General features: G+C 62.6%; 18 protein-coding genes. 14 read left to right on the forward strand and 4 right to left on the reverse strand.

What is annotated here, in order from left to right:
• The first annotated feature begins 161 nt into the window (after positions 1-161).
• Genes AAIA72_RS12005 through AAIA72_RS12020 form a run of 4 tightly spaced genes read left to right on the forward strand, consistent with a single transcriptional unit; the run spans position 162 to position 3,466 of the window.
• Positions 162-1,205 carry an FAD-binding oxidoreductase gene (locus AAIA72_RS12005; RefSeq protein WP_369600557.1) on the forward strand — a complete coding sequence of 348 codons (1,044 nt, stop codon included), beginning with the start codon at positions 162-164 and terminating at the stop codon, positions 1,203-1,205.
• Positions 1,202-1,303 (forward strand): hypothetical protein, encoded by a 102-nt coding sequence (locus tag AAIA72_RS12010; protein WP_369600558.1) that lies wholly within the window; start codon positions 1,202-1,204, stop codon positions 1,301-1,303. The genes AAIA72_RS12005 and AAIA72_RS12010 overlap by 4 nt, the downstream gene beginning before the upstream one ends.
• Positions 1,304-1,362: 59 nt before the next feature.
• Positions 1,363-2,541, forward strand: a complete 1,179-nt coding sequence (locus AAIA72_RS12015; RefSeq protein WP_369600559.1) for a ferritin-like domain-containing protein — start codon at positions 1,363-1,365, stop codon at positions 2,539-2,541.
• Positions 2,542-2,551: 10 nt separating this feature from the next.
• Positions 2,552-3,466 (forward strand): alpha/beta fold hydrolase, encoded by a 915-nt coding sequence (locus AAIA72_RS12020; protein ID WP_369600560.1) that lies wholly within the window; start codon positions 2,552-2,554, stop codon positions 3,464-3,466.
• On the opposite strand, the gene AAIA72_RS12025 is transcribed toward AAIA72_RS12020, so the two are convergent.
• Positions 3,467-4,120, reverse strand: a complete 654-nt coding sequence (locus tag AAIA72_RS12025) for a hypothetical protein (protein WP_369600561.1) — start codon at positions 4,118-4,120, stop codon at positions 3,467-3,469.
• Positions 4,121-4,169: 49 nt separating this feature from the next.
• Entirely contained in the window at positions 4,170-5,489 is a 1,320-nt protein-coding gene (locus tag AAIA72_RS12030) for an MATE family efflux transporter (protein ID WP_369600562.1), read from the reverse strand.
• Between the two features lie 159 nt (positions 5,490-5,648).
• Between AAIA72_RS12030 and coxB the strand changes: the two genes are divergently transcribed.
• The 4 genes from coxB to AAIA72_RS12050 are packed head-to-tail and all read left to right on the forward strand — an operon-like array spanning position 5,649 to position 9,841.
• On the forward strand, positions 5,649-6,773 hold the full coding sequence (gene coxB / locus AAIA72_RS12035) for a cytochrome c oxidase subunit II (protein ID WP_369600563.1): 1,125 nt from the start codon (positions 5,649-5,651) through the stop codon (positions 6,771-6,773).
• A gap of 18 nt (positions 6,774-6,791) precedes the next feature.
• On the forward strand, positions 6,792-8,375 hold the full coding sequence (ctaD, locus tag AAIA72_RS12040; protein WP_369600564.1) for a cytochrome c oxidase subunit I: 1,584 nt from the start codon (positions 6,792-6,794) through the stop codon (positions 8,373-8,375).
• Between the two features lies 1 nt (position 8,376).
• The gene (locus AAIA72_RS12045) at positions 8,377-8,940 is read left to right on the forward strand and encodes a cytochrome c oxidase assembly protein (RefSeq protein WP_369600565.1); all 564 of its coding nucleotides are present in this window, start codon (positions 8,377-8,379) and stop codon (positions 8,938-8,940) included.
• 13 nt (positions 8,941-8,953) lie between these two features.
• Positions 8,954-9,841 (forward strand): cytochrome c oxidase subunit 3, encoded by an 888-nt coding sequence (locus tag AAIA72_RS12050; RefSeq protein ID WP_369600566.1) that lies wholly within the window; start codon positions 8,954-8,956, stop codon positions 9,839-9,841.
• Positions 9,842-9,848: 7 nt separating this feature from the next.
• On the opposite strand, the gene AAIA72_RS12055 is transcribed toward AAIA72_RS12050, so the two are convergent.
• The gene (locus AAIA72_RS12055; RefSeq protein ID WP_369600567.1) at positions 9,849-10,061 is read right to left on the reverse strand and encodes a twin transmembrane helix small protein; all 213 of its coding nucleotides are present in this window, start codon (positions 10,059-10,061) and stop codon (positions 9,849-9,851) included.
• Between the two features lie 66 nt (positions 10,062-10,127).
• Here AAIA72_RS12055 and AAIA72_RS12060 point away from each other — a divergent pair, with 66 nt between their 5' ends.
• The 6 genes from AAIA72_RS12060 (at position 10,128) to AAIA72_RS12085 (ending at position 14,291) form a co-directional block, all read left to right on the forward strand.
• Positions 10,128-10,754: an SURF1 family protein gene (locus AAIA72_RS12060; RefSeq protein ID WP_369603003.1), complete on the forward strand. Its 627-nt coding sequence runs from the start codon at positions 10,128-10,130 to the stop codon at positions 10,752-10,754.
• Entirely contained in the window at positions 10,751-11,350 is a 600-nt protein-coding gene (locus AAIA72_RS12065) for a hypothetical protein (protein WP_369600568.1), read from the forward strand. The genes AAIA72_RS12060 and AAIA72_RS12065 overlap by 4 nt, the downstream gene beginning before the upstream one ends.
• Positions 11,351-11,353: 3 nt before the next feature.
• A complete protein-coding gene (locus AAIA72_RS12070; protein ID WP_369600569.1) occupies positions 11,354-11,872 on the forward strand; it encodes a heme A synthase in 519 nt (172 codons plus the stop codon).
• 25 nt (positions 11,873-11,897) lie between these two features.
• Positions 11,898-12,401: a COX15/CtaA family protein gene (locus AAIA72_RS12075; protein ID WP_369600570.1), complete on the forward strand. Its 504-nt coding sequence runs from the start codon at positions 11,898-11,900 to the stop codon at positions 12,399-12,401.
• The gene (cyoE, locus tag AAIA72_RS12080; RefSeq protein ID WP_369600571.1) at positions 12,398-13,288 is read left to right on the forward strand and encodes a heme o synthase; all 891 of its coding nucleotides are present in this window, start codon (positions 12,398-12,400) and stop codon (positions 13,286-13,288) included. Before AAIA72_RS12075 ends, cyoE begins: the two co-directional genes overlap by 4 nt.
• A 64-nt stretch (positions 13,289-13,352) precedes the next feature.
• On the forward strand, positions 13,353-14,291 hold the full coding sequence (locus AAIA72_RS12085; protein ID WP_369600572.1) for a PAS domain-containing protein: 939 nt from the start codon (positions 13,353-13,355) through the stop codon (positions 14,289-14,291).
• Here AAIA72_RS12085 and AAIA72_RS12090 read toward each other — a convergent pair whose 3' ends face one another.
• A complete protein-coding gene (locus AAIA72_RS12090; protein ID WP_369600573.1) occupies positions 14,292-15,497 on the reverse strand; it encodes an HD-GYP domain-containing protein in 1,206 nt (401 codons plus the stop codon).
• Between the last annotated feature and the right edge of the window lie 139 nt (positions 15,498-15,636).

Raw genomic sequence — 15,636 nt, forward strand, 5'->3', positions numbered from 1 at the left:
TGATGACCCTGTCTGCCTTCGAGTATAGAGGCAGATGCCCGCCGATTGAATCCTGCCGTGTCCGGAAATGCACAGAAATTGGCGGCCCGGGTGCATTGGCCTGGGGTAACGTGTATCCATCAGCCCTGTGCCGATTCCAAAAACAAACTGATGAGGCGTTTATGACGATGTTGGCAACCCTGCTTGGCCGTGTCTTTCGGGAGGAACTCACTCTGCGGGAACACCGCACCCGGCTTGACCAGCGTATCCGCGCTGCAAACAAGGACGCCTGGGCGCGCGTGCCCCGGGTGACCACCAGCCAGATGCGGGATGTGGTGGTGGAAAAGGTGGTCCGGGAAACGGCGGATACGGTTTCCCTGTACCTGCGACCGGAGGACAGCAGCCCCGTTCACTACCGTACCGGTCAGTTCATCACCTGCTGCCTGACCATTGACGGCGAAGAATACCGGCGTGCCTATTCCATCTCCGACGTCCCCGCCCGCGGGCGCCTGCGCATTACCGTCCGGCAGGTGGAAGGTGGTGTGGTCTCGAACCATGTCCAGCACCGGTTGCGCGAGGGCGACCGGTTCCGGATGCTCGGCCCCAGCGGTGATTTCGTGCTGGCACCGGACATGGACCAGTGCGTGTTCATTGCGGCGGGCGTGGGCATTACTCCCATCCGCGGACTGGCCGAAGAGCTGGTCAGGCGCAGCCCGGGCCACAAGGCCACGCTGATCTATGCCTGCCGGACGGAGCAGGACATCATTTTCCGCGAGGAACTGGATGCGCTGGCGGCCGGGCATGAGAATCTTGCCCTGCACTACGTGCTCTCGAGGCCGAAAAAAGGCTGGCAGGGCGAGCGTGGCCGCCTCACGCCCGAACGTCTCGGCGCGCTGCTGAAGACCGCCGACCCCGGGCAACGGGCCCACTATTTTGTCTGCGGGCCGGACGCATTCATGGCCATGGCCGAAGCGGTGGTGCGTGATCTGGGCGTGCCGGCGGCACGCCTGCACAGCGAACGCTTCCTGTCCGCCCACCTGGCCCCGAAGGCCCTGCCGGACACGCCGCAAACCATTCATTTTGAGCGCAGTGGCAAGACCGTGACCGCCGAGCCCGGGGAAACCCTGCTGGAGGCGGGGCTGAAGGCGGGGGTGCCCCTGTCCTACAGCTGCCAGGTGGGGGGTGCGGTCATTGTCGCATCAAGGTCACCGGGGGTGAGGTCGTGAGTGATGAGCCGAACTGCCTGTCACCGGAGGAGTACCAGGAAGGCTATCGTCTCGCCTGTCTGTCTCATGCCTGCAGCGAAACCCATGTGGATGCCTGACCCGGCACGGGCCGGCCAACGAACAAGAACAACCTGATATCTGATGAGGAGTACGGAACATGTTACTGGACAAGATGCTTGACGGGGTACCGTCCCATGCCCGCAACCGGGTGGAAGCGACACTGGAAAATGTGTCTCTGATGCTGCAGATCAAGGACCCGCGGGTGGCGGTGTCCATGGCGCCTTCGGCCGTGCGCGGGATGTTCCTGCGTCAGGGCAAGAAGCAGGACTCGGTGAAAATGCATTCGGGTCACGATGTGCATTTTGATCTGAAGTACGGACTGGATTTTCCGGAAATGAATGCCCTGTACCGGCGGGCGGTGGCCAACCAGTGGGATGGTGACCGGGATCTGGACTGGTCCACGCCGGTGGATCCCATGAATCCCGAGGTACCCATCGTCAACCCGGATTTCCTGCCTTTCGAGGGGCTGGCGGAGTATGGCATCCGCCTCAACAAGAAGGAAATGGCCGAGGCAAACTACAACATGGTGTGCTGGTTCCTGAGCCAGTTCATGCACGGGGAGCAGGGGGCGCTCTATGCGTCCGCTCAGGTGACGGAGTCTGTCAAGTGGATGGACGGCAAGTTCTACGGGGCTACCCAGGTCATGGACGAGGGGCGTCATCTGGAGGTGTTCCTCCGTTATATGGACACCAAGCTGGAGAAGTCCTATCCCATCAACGACAACCTGTTCGTGATCATTGACGATCTGCTCACAGACGCCCGCTGGGACATCAAGTTCCTGGGCATGCAGATCATGATCGAGGGGCTGGCACTCGGTGCCTTCTCTACCCTGCACAACAATACCCGGGAACCCCTGTTGCGGCAGTTGCTCCGTTACGTGATTCAGGACGAAGCCCGCCATGTGCACTACGGCGTGCTGGCCCTGCGCGAGCATTTCACCAAGGAGTTGTCCGAAGCGGAGCTGCGCGAGCGCGAGGACTGGGCCTTTGAGGTGGCGCTTCTGATGCGCAACCGGTTCATGGGCCATGAGGTGTACGAGGAAATGTACGAGGGCCTGATGACCCGCCGCCAGTGGAACAAGTTTATCCTGGAATCTCCGGCCATGCGTCGCTTCCGCACCCTCATGTTCAAGCGACTGATTCCGAACCTGAAATACATCGGCCTGCTGACACCGCGGATGCAGCGGCACTACGAGGAAGCCGGCCTGTGGCAGTTTGCTGACGGCAAGAACGCCAGCGAGCTGACCGAGGCGGATCTGGTGGCGGACCTGACCTGAGGGCCGGGGCATGATGCCGGTATTTCCGGATCCGGAAACGGCCCTGCCCGGGGAATGCCGGATCTGGCAGGTGGGCGGGCTGTCGGTCACTTCGCGGGGGGCGGGCTCTGGCCCTCTGGTCATGTGTCTGCACGGGTTTCCCGACAATGCGGGTAGCTTTCGTCATCAGATGCCGGCGCTCGTGGCTGCCGGGTACCGGGTGGAATGTCCGTTGCTGCCGGGTTACGAGCCGGGCTCGCAGCTCCCGGACGGGCGCTACGATCTGGATGCGGTGTCCGCTGTGCTCCTGGCCCTGCTCGATCAGATGCGGCCGGGAGAGAAGGTTCACCTGGTGGGGCATGACTGGGGCGCCCTGACGGCGCTGGTGATGGCGGCCCGGGCACCGCACCGCTTTGCCTCGGTGACCAGCCTCACCCTCCCCTGGGGGCTGAGTCTGCCGGCGGTGTTGTCCCGCGCGCCGCGTTACCTGCTCCATGCCCGCTACATTCAGCTCTTTCAGATCCCGGGGCTGGCCGAATGGGTGCTGGAGCGCCGCAACTGGCAGTTCGTGGCCGATCTGATCCGGCGCTGGAGTCCGGGCTGGCGGATGCCGGATCCGATCCTGGCGGATATCCGCCGGACCCTGTCACAGCCGGGTGTGAAGGCGGCTGCGCTGGCCTATTACCGGGCCATATATGGCACCTGGCGGGGTGCTTACAGGGCCCGGGCCTGGCTGCATGGCACCCTGCGTGTCCCGGCCCTGATGGTGGAAGGGACACGGGACGGCTGCATTCATCCCAGTCTCTGGACGCTGCTGAATCCGGACGACTTCGCGGCAGGCATGAAGCATGTGCGGTTGCCGGCGGGTCATTTCCTGCATCAGGAGGTGCCGGGGCATTTCAATCCGGTGTTGCTGGACTGGCTGCACCGCCACGCACTGGCCTGATCACTCCATGCCGAGACTGAAACGGAAGACCATGCCATGCTGGCTCAGCAGGTGTTGCCAGCGTCGGGTGAGTGCCGCCCAGTGCTCCGAGCGGGCCTGCTCCAGATAACGGGCCAGGTCCAGAAAGTGGTAGTCGGGCTGGCGCACCAGTTTGCGCATGGCCAGTTCGGTGGCGGCATCCAGCTCGTTGGCAAAGGGCTCACCGATCAGGGCATGGGCCAGCAGGTTGGCCTGGGTGGCTTCCAGATTGCAGAGACGCGAGTTGCGCAGGCTCAGATTGCCGTCATAGAGCTCTTCGATGAGCCGGTGGCACTGGTAGGCGCGTACCAGCAGGCCATCCGGGCCCACCTGATTGAGCACCGACAGCGTGGGATGAATGAAGTAGTCCACACAGGTGTGCAGGAAGGGCCGGAACAGGGGTTCCGTGCGCGATGCGCGGGCGCAGGCATGGATCTGTGCCAGCATGTCCGGTGCCAGGCGGATGTAGTCTTCACAGAAGGCCACCAGAGATTCCACCGCAGCCGGACGCTCGAAGATCACGTAAACGGAGAGATCGTCCAAGCGGCGGCCCAGCACGCGCGTCCAGCGCTGACGGGCCAGCTCGTCGTCCAGCACACCGTCAATGAAATGTCTCACTCCCTCAATGTTCACCACGCATGCAAACCCTAAGCGACTGCTGACTGCCTGTTCAGTTTCAGTGTAGTCAAGATTTGTTCAGGGGTTGCGTAGAGAATTGTAACCAGTAGGTGGCCTGAATGGCGCCGCGGGCGGCCAGAAAGGCCGTCAGGGACAGCCAAAGGCCAGGGTTCCCCCAGCCCCGGGTGAGCCACCAGAGAGGCAGAAAGACGCCCAGCGTGGCGATGACGAGTGTGGTGCGCATCCGGGCTGTCCAGCCCAGCCCCACGAACAGGCCGTCGAACCAGTAGCTCCAGACACCGACAAGAGGCAGGCATATCAGCCAGGGCAGAGCGTCAAGAGCCGTCTGACGGACATCCGGCAGGGAGGTGAGCAGGCTGATCAGTGTGTCACCGCCCGCGGCAAAGAGCAGGGTCAGCAGTACGGCTACCGTCAGGGCGCTGCGGCCGGTGGCCACTGCCGCGTTGCGGATGGCGGCCGGATCCTGCCGGCCTGCCGCCTCGCCGCTCAGGGCCTCGGCAGCATGGGCAAAGCCGTCCAGCGCATTGGAAATGACCAGCAGCCCGGTCAGCAGGATGGCATTGGCGGCCAGCGTGACGTCACCCAGGCGGGCACTCTGGGCGTTAAAGAAGCCGAAGGTGAACAGCAGCAGGGCCGTGCGCACGAACAGGTGTTGATTGACGCGGATCAGCTCCCGCACGGGTTCCATGTCCAGCAATTGTTTCCAGGGCCGGGCAAGCCGGGGATGGCCGGGCAGCGCCCGCCAGGTGGCATGCAGGGCCAGCAGGGTGCCGCAGATGTCTGCCACCACGGTGGCCAGGGCCACACCGGCTGTCGTCATGCCCAGCCCCAGCACCAGGATCAGGTCCAGCACCACATTGACGCTGTTGGCCAGTATGGCAACCCCCATCACCGCGCGCATGCGCTGTCGGCCCACCAGCCAGCCCATGCAGGCATACTGGACCATCACCCAGGGGGCACCCCAGAGACGTACCGAGGCATAACGTCCGGCTTCGTCCAGTACCGCACCTTCGGCCTGCAGGGCGGCCAGACCGGCAGGAATGAGCAGCGGGCCGGTCAGAATCAGCAGGCACCCGAGCAGGGCACCGAGCCCCATGCCGCGCCAGAGCAGACGGGCGGCGTCCACCTCCCGGCCCCCGCCGAAGGCCTGTGCCGAGAGTCCGCTGGTCCCCATGCGCAGAAAGCCGAACAGCCAGAAGAGGGTGGTAAAGAGCTGGCCACCCAGGGCGACCGCAGCGAGATAGACCGGGGATGGCAGGTGACCGAGCACGGCCGCATCCACCAGGCCCAGCAGAGGGACGGTGATGTTGGACAGGATCAGCGGCCAGGCCAGATGCCAGACACGGGGGCTGAGCCATCTGGTCAAAAAACGATCAGTCAGATGCTTGATTTTTATCAAAATAAGTTGTCATCCGGAAAAAGGTGTGTCTATACTTTGATCAAGCCTTGCGGCCAGACGGCCTGTCTGCTGTATCTCAGGCACGTCTCCGACGGAGTACAATAACAACAATGCCGGGAGACCACCATGCTGTCCATGCGACACATCCCCCTTGCGGCGGCCACCTTGTGGATGGTGGTGTCGCAGTCTGCCTTTGCCGACTGGGAAACCAACATGCCCGTCGGCGTCACGGAAATCAGCCGGTCCGTCCACGACCTGCACATGACCATCTTCTGGATCTGTGTGGCCATCGGAGTCGTGGTGTTCGGCGTCATGTTCTGGTCCATACTGCATCACCGCAAGAGCAAGGGTGCGGTACCGGCCCAGTTCCATGAAAGCACGACGGTGGAAATCATCTGGACGCTGATTCCGTTCGTGATCCTCATTGCCATGGCCGTACCCGCCACCGCCACCCTGATCAAGATGTACAACACGGATGATGCGGAGCTGGACGTCAAGATCACCGGATATCAGTGGAAGTGGCATTACGAGTACATGGGTGAGGATGTGGCCTTCTTCTCCAACCTGGCCACGCCCAACGAGGAAATACACAACCAGAAAGCCAAGAACCCCAACTATCTGCTGGAAGTGGATGAGCCGCTGGTGCTGCCGGTGGGCAAGAAGATTCGCTTCCTGCTCACCGCCAATGATGTGATTCATGCCTGGTGGGTGCCGGCACTGGCGGTGAAGAAGGATGCCATTCCGGGGTTCATTAATGAATCCTGGACCATCATTGACGAGCCGGGCATCTACCGTGGCCAGTGTGCCGAACTCTGTGGGCAGTATCATGGCTTCATGCCGATTGTGGTGAAGGCGGTACCGGAAGCGGAATTCAGGACCTGGTTGGCGGCACGCAAGGCCGAAAAGGCAGCATCCAGTGCGGCGGCGGAGCGGACCTGGACGCGTGAAGAGCTCATTGAACGCGGGCAGGAGGTATACATGAAGGCCTGTGCGGCCTGCCATCAGCCCACGGGAGCCGGTATTCCGGGCGCCTTCCCGGCTCTGACGAACAGCCCGGTGGTGAACGGGCCGGTCGAGGCACATGCGAAGCTGGTGATTCACGGTGTGCAGGGCACGACCATGCAGGCCTTCGGGGCCCAGCTGGATGATGTGGACCTGGCTTCGGTCATTACCTTCGAGCGCAATGCGCTGGGCAATTCCACCGGTGACATGATCTCCCCGCAGGAGATCCGCGCACTCAAAGCCAAATAACAACAAAGGAGAGTCCCCATGAGTGCAGTCCTGGATCAACCCGTACAGGGTGCGCATCACGGCCCCGCCAAAGGGCTCAAGCGCTGGCTGCTGACCACGAACCACAAGGATATCGGGACGATGTACCTGATCTTCTCCCTGTGCATGTTCCTGACCGGTGGCGTGATGGCGCTCATCATCCGGGCCGAACTGTTCCAGCCGGGCCTGCAGTTGGTGCAGCCCGAGTTTTTCAACCAGATGACGACCATGCACGGCCTGATCATGGTCTTCGGCGCGGTGATGCCCGCCTTTGTGGGGCTGGCGAACTGGATGATTCCGCTCATGATCGGCGCGCCGGACATGGCTCTGCCGCGGATGAACAACTGGAGCTTCTGGATTCTGCCCTTTGCCTTTGCGGTGCTGCTCTCCACCCTGTTCATGGAGGGCGGCGGCCCCAACTTCGGCTGGACCTTCTATGCCCCGCTGTCCACCACCTATGCCCCGCCTTCCGTGACCTATTTCATCTTTGCGGTTCACATGATGGGCATCTCGTCCATCATGGGGGCCATCAACGTGATCGCCACCATTCTGAACCTGCGCGCTCCGGGCATGACCCTGATGAAAATGCCCCTATTCGTGTGGACCTGGCTCATCACAGCCTTCCTGCTGATTGCGGTGATGCCGGTGCTGGCCGGTGCCGTGACCATGATGCTGATGGACATTCATTTCGGTACGGCCTTCTTCAAGCCCGAAGGGGGCGGTGATCCGGTGCTGTTCCAGCACGTGTTCTGGTTTTTCGGGCATCCCGAGGTGTACATCATGATCCTGCCCGCCTTCGGTGTGGCGTCCCAGATCATTCCCACCTTTGCCCGCAAGCGGCTGTTCGGCTATCCCTCCATGGTGTACGCCACCGCGTCCATTGCCTTCCTGTCCTTCATCGTCTGGGCGCACCACATGTTCACCGTCGGGTTGCCCATTTTCACCGAGCTGTTCTTCATGTATGCCACCATGCTGATCGCGGTGCCCACGGGCGTGAAGGTGTTCAACTGGATCGCCACCATGTTCCGTGGCTCCCTGACTTTTGAGACGCCCATGCTCTTTGCCATCGCCTTTGTGATTCTCTTCACCATCGGCGGCTTCTCCGGGCTCATGCTGGCCATAGCACCCGCGGACTTCCAGTACCACGATACCTATTTCGTGGTCGCCCATTTCCACTATGTGCTGGTACCGGGTGCGATCTTCTCCATCTTCGCCGCCACCTATTACTGGCTGCCCAAGTGGTGCGGACGCATGTACAACGAAACCATGGGCAAGGTGCATTTCTGGCTCAGTTTCATCGGGCTGAACATCACCTTCTTCCCCATGCACTTTGTCGGACTGGCGGGCATGCCGCGCCGGATTCCGGACTATGCCCTGCAGTTTGCCGACTTCAACATGATCTCCAGCATCGGAGCGTTCATTTTCGGCTTTACCCAGCTGATATTCGTCTACAACGTCATCCAGTGTGTCCGCAAGGGCAAGCCGGCACCGGCCAAGCCCTGGGAAGGGGCGGAAGGGCTGGAGTGGACCGTGCCCTCGCCCGCGCCCTATCACACCTTCTCCGAACCGCCGGTGGTGAAGTGAGATGGACACGCAGCCGGACAGCCTGAGGGCGAAGAACCACCGGCTGGTGGTGCGGATGGTCGTGATCGTGGCGGCCATGTTCGGCTTTGCCTTCGCCCTGGTGCCCCTGTATCAGGTGTTCTGTGTGGTTACCGGGCTCAATGGCAAGACGGCAGACGAGGCCTGGGTGCCGCCTGCCGAAGCGGTGGTGGATGAAAGCCGCTGGGTAACGGTGCAGTTTATCAGCCAGAATCACGATGGCATGCCGTGGCAGTTCGCGCCGGAGGTGTACAAGGTGAAAGTGCATCCGGGCAAGCCGACCCGGGTCAGTTTCCGGGTGGCCAACCCCACGGACCGGCACATGGTGGCTCAGGCGGTGCCCAGCGTCTCGCCGTCGGAGGCCTCCCGGTATTTTCACAAGATTGAGTGTTTCTGTTTCGGGCGTCAGGAGCTGGCACCCGGTGAGGCAGAGTCCATGCCCCTGCAGTTTGTGGTGGATGTGGGACTGCCGGAAACGATCCGCACGGTCACCCTGTCCTACACCCTGTATGACGTGACCGAACCGCAAGACAACAACAATAGCTGAGCGCGGAGGAGCCATGAGCGCATCATCCCATTATTATGTTCCGGAGCAGAGCCACTGGCCCATCGTGGCGACAATCGGCCTGTTTCTGACCCTGACCGGTCTGGGCACGGTGCTGGTGGACGGCCGTCTGGGCCAGGACCCGACCATGGGCTGGCTGATGTTCGGGGCCGGTTTCGTCACCATGGTGTACATGCTGTTCGGCTGGTTTGGCAGCGTCGCCAGGGAGAGCATGGCCGGACTGTACAACGATCAGATGGATCGCTCGTTCCGCTGGGGCATGATGTGGTTCATCTTCAGCGAGGTGATGTTCTTCGCGGCCTTCTTTGGTGCCCTGTTCTACGCACGCTTCTATGCGGTGCCCAACCTGGCCGGCGACGGTTCCCACGAGATGACCCGCCTGCTCTGGCCCGAGTTCAAGGCCACCTGGCCGTTGCTGCAGAATCCGGATCCGGAGAAATTTCCGGGGCCGAAGAGCATCATTGAACCCTGGTCCATTCCGCTGCTCAACACGGTTCTGCTGCTGACATCCAGCGTCACCATCACCCTCTCTCACCACGCCCTGCGTGCCGACAAGCGCAAGGCCGCCATCGGCTGGCTGGCCGCCACCATCGCACTGGGCCTGGTGTTTCTGGGCTTTCAGATCGAGGAATACGTGGCCGCCTATACCGAGCACGGCCTCACGCTTCGTTCGGGCATTTACGGCACCACCTTCTTCATGCTGACCGGTTTTCACGGCATGCACGTGACACTGGGGGCGATCATTCTGACGGTGATCCTGGTGCGGCTGATCCGGGGGCATTTCACGCCGGATCATCATTTTGGCTTCGAGGCCGCATCCTGGTACTGGCACTTTGTGGATGTGGTGTGGGTCTGCCTGTTTGTCTTCGTCTATATCATGTGACCACGAATCAGGGTGGCGGGATGCCGGGACCATGCAGAACCAGATGGCCACTGAAATAGAGCACCAGCACCGTGATCAGCAGGGCCACGGAAAAGCCGACACGAGCGGTCAGGGCCCAGACGGTGCGGTTGCGCTGCCCCTGGTCGCGGACAAGAAAGAACAGGGCGCTGAACAGGCTCACCACCGTGCCAAGGAGCAGAACGAGAATCAGGGCTTTCATCCACATGTCCGCCAGTCTAGCACAATTCGCTGGTCCCTCGTCATCCTCACGCTGGCTGGGACACTGCTGACCGCAGCGCTGTCGGTATGGCAGTGGCAGCGCGCCGGCGAAAAGCAGGCCTTGCTCGATGCGGTCGCCAACGCGCCGGAAAGGGTGCTCGTCCGCCTGAGTGAAGCGGACGCACTGCCGGTCTGGGCCCGGGTGCGGGTCGAAGGCATCGCCTATCCGGCGCTCTGGCTGCTGGACAACCGGACGGTAGAGGGCAAGGTGGGCTATGACGTGCTCATGCTGGTCTGCGATGCCCATGAGGATTGCATCTGGGTCAATCGCGGCTGGGTGGCAGGCTCGCGGGACAGACGAGTCTGGCCGGAACTGCCTGCGCCGGGTGGAGACAAGGTGCTCACCGGCACCTGGCGACCCTGGCCGGCCGGTGAGGCGGCGGGCCTGGAAATCCGTTCCCCGGGCCTGGCACGCATCCAGCATCTCAATGATGCCCGGGTACCGGATGGGCTCCGTGTCAGCCGGGCCGGACTGCTGCAACTGAATGCCACATCGCCGGAAGCCCTGACCGTGCACTGGCAGCCGGTCACCCTGTCACCGGAGCGACATATTGGCTATGCTGTTCAGTGGGCGCTGCTGAGTGTGGCGCTGCTCATGACGGGTCTCACAACAATAAAAAGGACACACCCATGACACCTCATACATCCCCTGCGCACGTGCATTTCCGTTTCGACAAGATCAAGCTCACCGCACTCTGGGCGGTGGCCCTGGCACCCGTCCTCGCTGCCTGGATCATGTACTTCGGCCAGTGGGCCGTGCCCGACGGGCGGGTCAACAAGGGCCGGCTCATCACTCCCATGTTCAGCCTCGGTGAAGTGATGGGGGCCCCGGAGGATGCGGCGTTCTGGCCCCGCCAGGCGGACGGCAAGCGAGCCTGGTTGCTGGCTGTTTACAGCGAGGGCCCCTGCCTGGAAGCCTGTCGTGAACAGGCCCTGAAGATGCGCCAGGTCAACGTGGCGCTGGGCAAGGACCAGACACGGGTTGTGCGCCGGTTTCTGGGCGAGGCGGTGCCGGTTGATCACGCCGTGGCACCGACACTGACCCTGTCCCCGGAACAGCAGACGCGTCTGCGCGCACAGCTCAGGGCCGCCGGCATCGAACTCAGGCCGCTGGATCGCCTGGTGGTGGATCCCCATGGCAACGTGGTTCTGCATTATCAGGCCAGCCAGCCGGCGGAAGATACCCTGAAGGATTTGCGCCGCCTTCTCAAGCTGTCCAAGATCGGGTGATGCATGAGTCAGGCTGAAACCCTGAAAACCGCCGCGACTGCCGCACGTGCGTTGCGCCGTGCCGGTGGCGGGGCCATTCTGCTGGCGCTGGTGGTGATCGTGCTCGGTGCCTTCACCCGGCTGGCGGATGCGGGGCTGGGGTGCCCGGACTGGCCGGGCTGCTATGGCTTTGTCACCGTGCCGGATGCCCCGGACGAGCTGATGCTGGCCGGTCAGCGTTATCCCGATTCTCCGGTTGAACACGCCAAGGCCTGGGCCGAAATGATCCATCGTTATGCAGCGGCGACCCTGGGGCTGGTGATCCTGACGCTGGCTGCGCTCACCTGGCGGCGGCCGGCACTGGTGCGGGCGCGCCGGATCTATGCCCTGGCGGCGGTCATGGTGGTGATCCAGGGCCTGTTCGGCATGTGGACCGTGACGCTGAAACTCTGGCCACAGGTGGTCACGGCCCATCTGCTGGGGGGCTCACGACCCTCAGCCTGCTGGTGCTGGGCTATGTCCGCCTGCGCGAGCCGGTGGTAATGGTTCCCCCGAACAGGTGACCCGGTTGCGGCCCTTCCGTCCGTGGATTGCCCTGGCGCTTGCCGTGCTGGTGATGCAGGTCTTTCTGGGGGCCTGGACCAGCACCAATTACGCGGCGCTGGCCTGTACGGACTTCCCGACCTGCAACGGCAGCTGGGAAGAACCTCTGGATATGGGGGAGGGCTTCCATCTGACGCAGCAGGTGGGCCCCAATTACCTCGGCGGCGCCCTCCATCAACCGGCCCGGGCGGCCATACACATGACACATCGACTGGGTGCGCTGGTGACGCTTCTGGTCGTGGGCACGGTGCTCTGGCGTCTGGCACGCACGCGTCTGTCACGGGTGGAACCGGCTGCCAGACTGGGACTGGTCCTGCTCTGCACACAGCTTCTGCTGGGCCTGGCCAACGTGCTCTGGCTGCTGCCCCTGTCGGTGGCGGTGGCCCATAACGCGGTGGCCGCCCTGCTGGTCCTGACGCTGGTGTGGCTGACGGATCGCATCTGGACACTCAAGGAGATTCGGTTATGAAACAGGCTGTACGTACGGCGGAACGCCCCCTCTGGCGCGACTATCTGGAACTCACCAAACCCCGGGTGGTGGCACTGCTCATTCTCACCGCCGTGGTGGGCATGCTGCTGGCCCCACACGACGGCATCCCCTGGACGGCACTCATTGCCGGCAATCTGGGTATCGCCTTGCTGGCCGGGGCCGCAGCGGTCATCAACCATGTGGTGGACGCCCGCGTCGATGCGGTCATGGCGCGCACGCACCGGCGGCCGGTGGCCCAGGGGCGCGTGGATCCGCAATATGCCCTGCTCTTTGCGGCGTTGCTGGGCGTGGCGGGCACGGTGATTCTGGCGCTCAAGGTGAACCTGCTCACCACCTGGCTGACGCTGGCTTCACTGATCGGGTACGCGGTCATCTATACCGTCTTTCTCAAGCGTGCCACGCCTCAGAACATCGTGCTCGGCGGACTGGCCGGCGCGGCACCGCCCCTCTTGGGCTGGACGGCCGTCACCGACAGCATTCATCCCCATGCCCTGTTGCTGGTGCTGATCATCTTCACCTGGACACCGCCCCATTTCTGGGCCTTGGCCATTCACCGGCGAGAGGATTACGCCAAAGCCGGCATTCCCATGCTGCCGGTCACCCACGGCGTGCATTATACGGCGCTGCAGGTGCTGCTCTACACCATCCTGCTGCTGATCGTGTCCCTCCTGCCCTGGCTTACCGGCATGAGCGGGCCGGTCTATGCGGTTGCTGCCACCCTGCTGGGCCTGCGCTTCCTGCACTGGGCGGTCAGAATGGTGCGTGGTCAGGACAGGCTGGCCCCCATCCGCACCTTCCGCTACTCCATCACCTATCTGATGCTGCTGTTTGTGGCGCTCTTTGTGGATCATTACGGGGTGATTTGATCCGCAGCATTTCATTACCCGGAAAATGGCGTACACTTGCGGCCAAAGACTGCAGGTGAACGCCATGACCGAGACTGAACTGTCCATCGATCAACTGTTGCTGACCGCGCTGGAGCACGCCCGTGACGGCGTGGTGGTGACCGACATTTCCACCCCCAAGAATGCCATTGTCTATGCCAATGCGGCATTTCTCGCCATGACCGGTTACGAGCGCGACAAGCTGCTGGACAAGGGTACCCGCTTTCTCATGGGCAGCCGTACCCGGCCCTCCGCGGCCGCCCTGTTCCGCAAGGCGCTCAATACCGGCTCCCGGGCGCTGGTGACCGTCAGCACGGTCAAGGCGGATGGCAACGAGTTCTGGAACGAGATCAGCATGGCACCGGTGAGGGAGGCGGATGGTTCCATCCGTCATTTTATCGGCATCTGCCGGGATGTGAGCGAACGCATTGCGGCGCAGGAGGCGCTCATTGCCACCGAAATGCGGCTGGAGTCGTCCGAGGAGTCGGATCACCTGCCCACCTTCGACCCGATCACCAATCTCTACAATCGCCACTACGTTGAAGAGTACGCCGAGCGCGAATGGCTGCTCCTGCAGCGCCAGCAGCGTCCGCTGACCCTCTTTCTCATCGGCCTGGAAGGGCTGGAAATGCTCGCCCGTCAGCGTGGTGCAACCGCGGTCAATACCCTGCTGTCCCGGATTGCGGAGTCGCTGCGCAATGTGTTCCGGCGCGGCATGGATCTGGTGGCGCGCTATGACAGCAACCACTTTCTGGTGGCGGCATCCGGCCTGAGCTGGGATGAAGCTTCGCCCATGGCAGAGCATGCCCGGCAGGTCCTGGCTGCGGTGTTGCCGGCTGACTGCGGCATCGTGCCTCATGTGGTGGCGGTGACGGCCGTTCCGGAAACCCACCTCAGCGTGGATGACATGATCCAGCGGGCCTGCCAGGAGCTGGAACAGGCCCGGGAAGGAGGGGAGCCGGTCCGGGTGACGGCGCTGGACTGATCAGAGAAAGTCCCGGACCCGGATCTTGTACTCCTCCGGGTCCACGGCCCGGACGATGCGGTCCTGGCAGCCTGGCCTTGAGAGATCCAGCCGCTCCTGCTTGATGTAGCTTCGGAAGCGGGTGTGATACATGACCCGAACCACCGGCAGACGCTGGTCTGCCTCGTTGGCCTCGATGACCACGCCCAGCCGACCGCTTTCCAGCAGCACCAGGGAGCCGACGGGATAGATGCCGACGGTGCGGATGAAATGGTGCACCAGTCCGCGATCCAGATGGTGACCGCTCCACTCCAGCAGTTTCCTGATGGCCTCCGTGGGCGGCATGCCCTTGTGGTAGCAGCGGTCGGCGGTGATGGCGTCATAAACGTCCACAATGGCGGCCATGCGCCCGTAGGCGGAGATCTCTTCGCCCTTGAGCCCCCGGGGATAGCCGGTGCCATCCATGCGCTCGTGGTGTTCCGCAGCCACCTTGATGGTCAGCGGTGCAATGCCTTCGCTCTGCTCCAGGATCTGGCGGCTGAATTCCGCGTGCTTCTTCATGATGGCAAACTCCTTGTCGGTGAGCTTGCCGGGCTTGTGGAGCACTTCGTCCGGAATCAGCGTCTTGCCGATATCATGGAGCAGGGCTCCCACGGCCGTATCATGAAGCACCTGGCGCGGAAGCTGGATGCTTTTTCCGAAAACGGACATGAGCACGCCAAGGTTGACGGAGTGCTCCATCAGGTAGCGGTCCTTTTCCCGGATACGACCCAGGCAACTGAGCGCGTTGTGGTTGCGGAAGATGGAGTCCACCATGCCGTCGGCCACTTCGTCAAAGCCGGACAGATCCAGTGCCTTGCCCACTTTTACATCCTGCATGACCTGATCCACCAGGGACAGGGCCTCTTCGTGCAGGCGCTCGGCCACGGCCAGTTCCTCGTCGAGCCCTACCCGGGGGGCCATGATCGGACGCAGGGCGGCGGCTTCTTCGAGCAGCGCATCGTTGAGCGCATCCACTTCCCTTGCCGTCAGGCCATCCTGGGTATCCATGCCGCGCGAGGTGTCGATGTAAATCTCCTTCACGCCCAGCTTGCGGATACGCTCGATGACGTCCTCACGCCGGATGAAACCGGATTTCTTCAGGTTGGAGTGGGGTATCCAGTCGCTGTTGAGGTCTGATACATACATGCCCACACGCAGGGCATCAATGGGAATCCGTTTGATCATGTCGGGTCCGTCTCGGGGCGAATGTGCAAAGTATAGCCGATCGGAACCCGCCGCCGGACACGCATTTTCCGAAGCGCATCCGTGTACCATCGTGCAAATTAGGTAGTTTGCTCTAGTCAGTCCCGTTACACTCGGGCCA

The sequence above is a fragment of the Thermohahella caldifontis genome, assembly GCF_041153465.1.
Classification (GTDB): Bacteria; Pseudomonadota; Gammaproteobacteria; order Pseudomonadales; family Oleiphilaceae; genus Thermohahella; species Thermohahella caldifontis.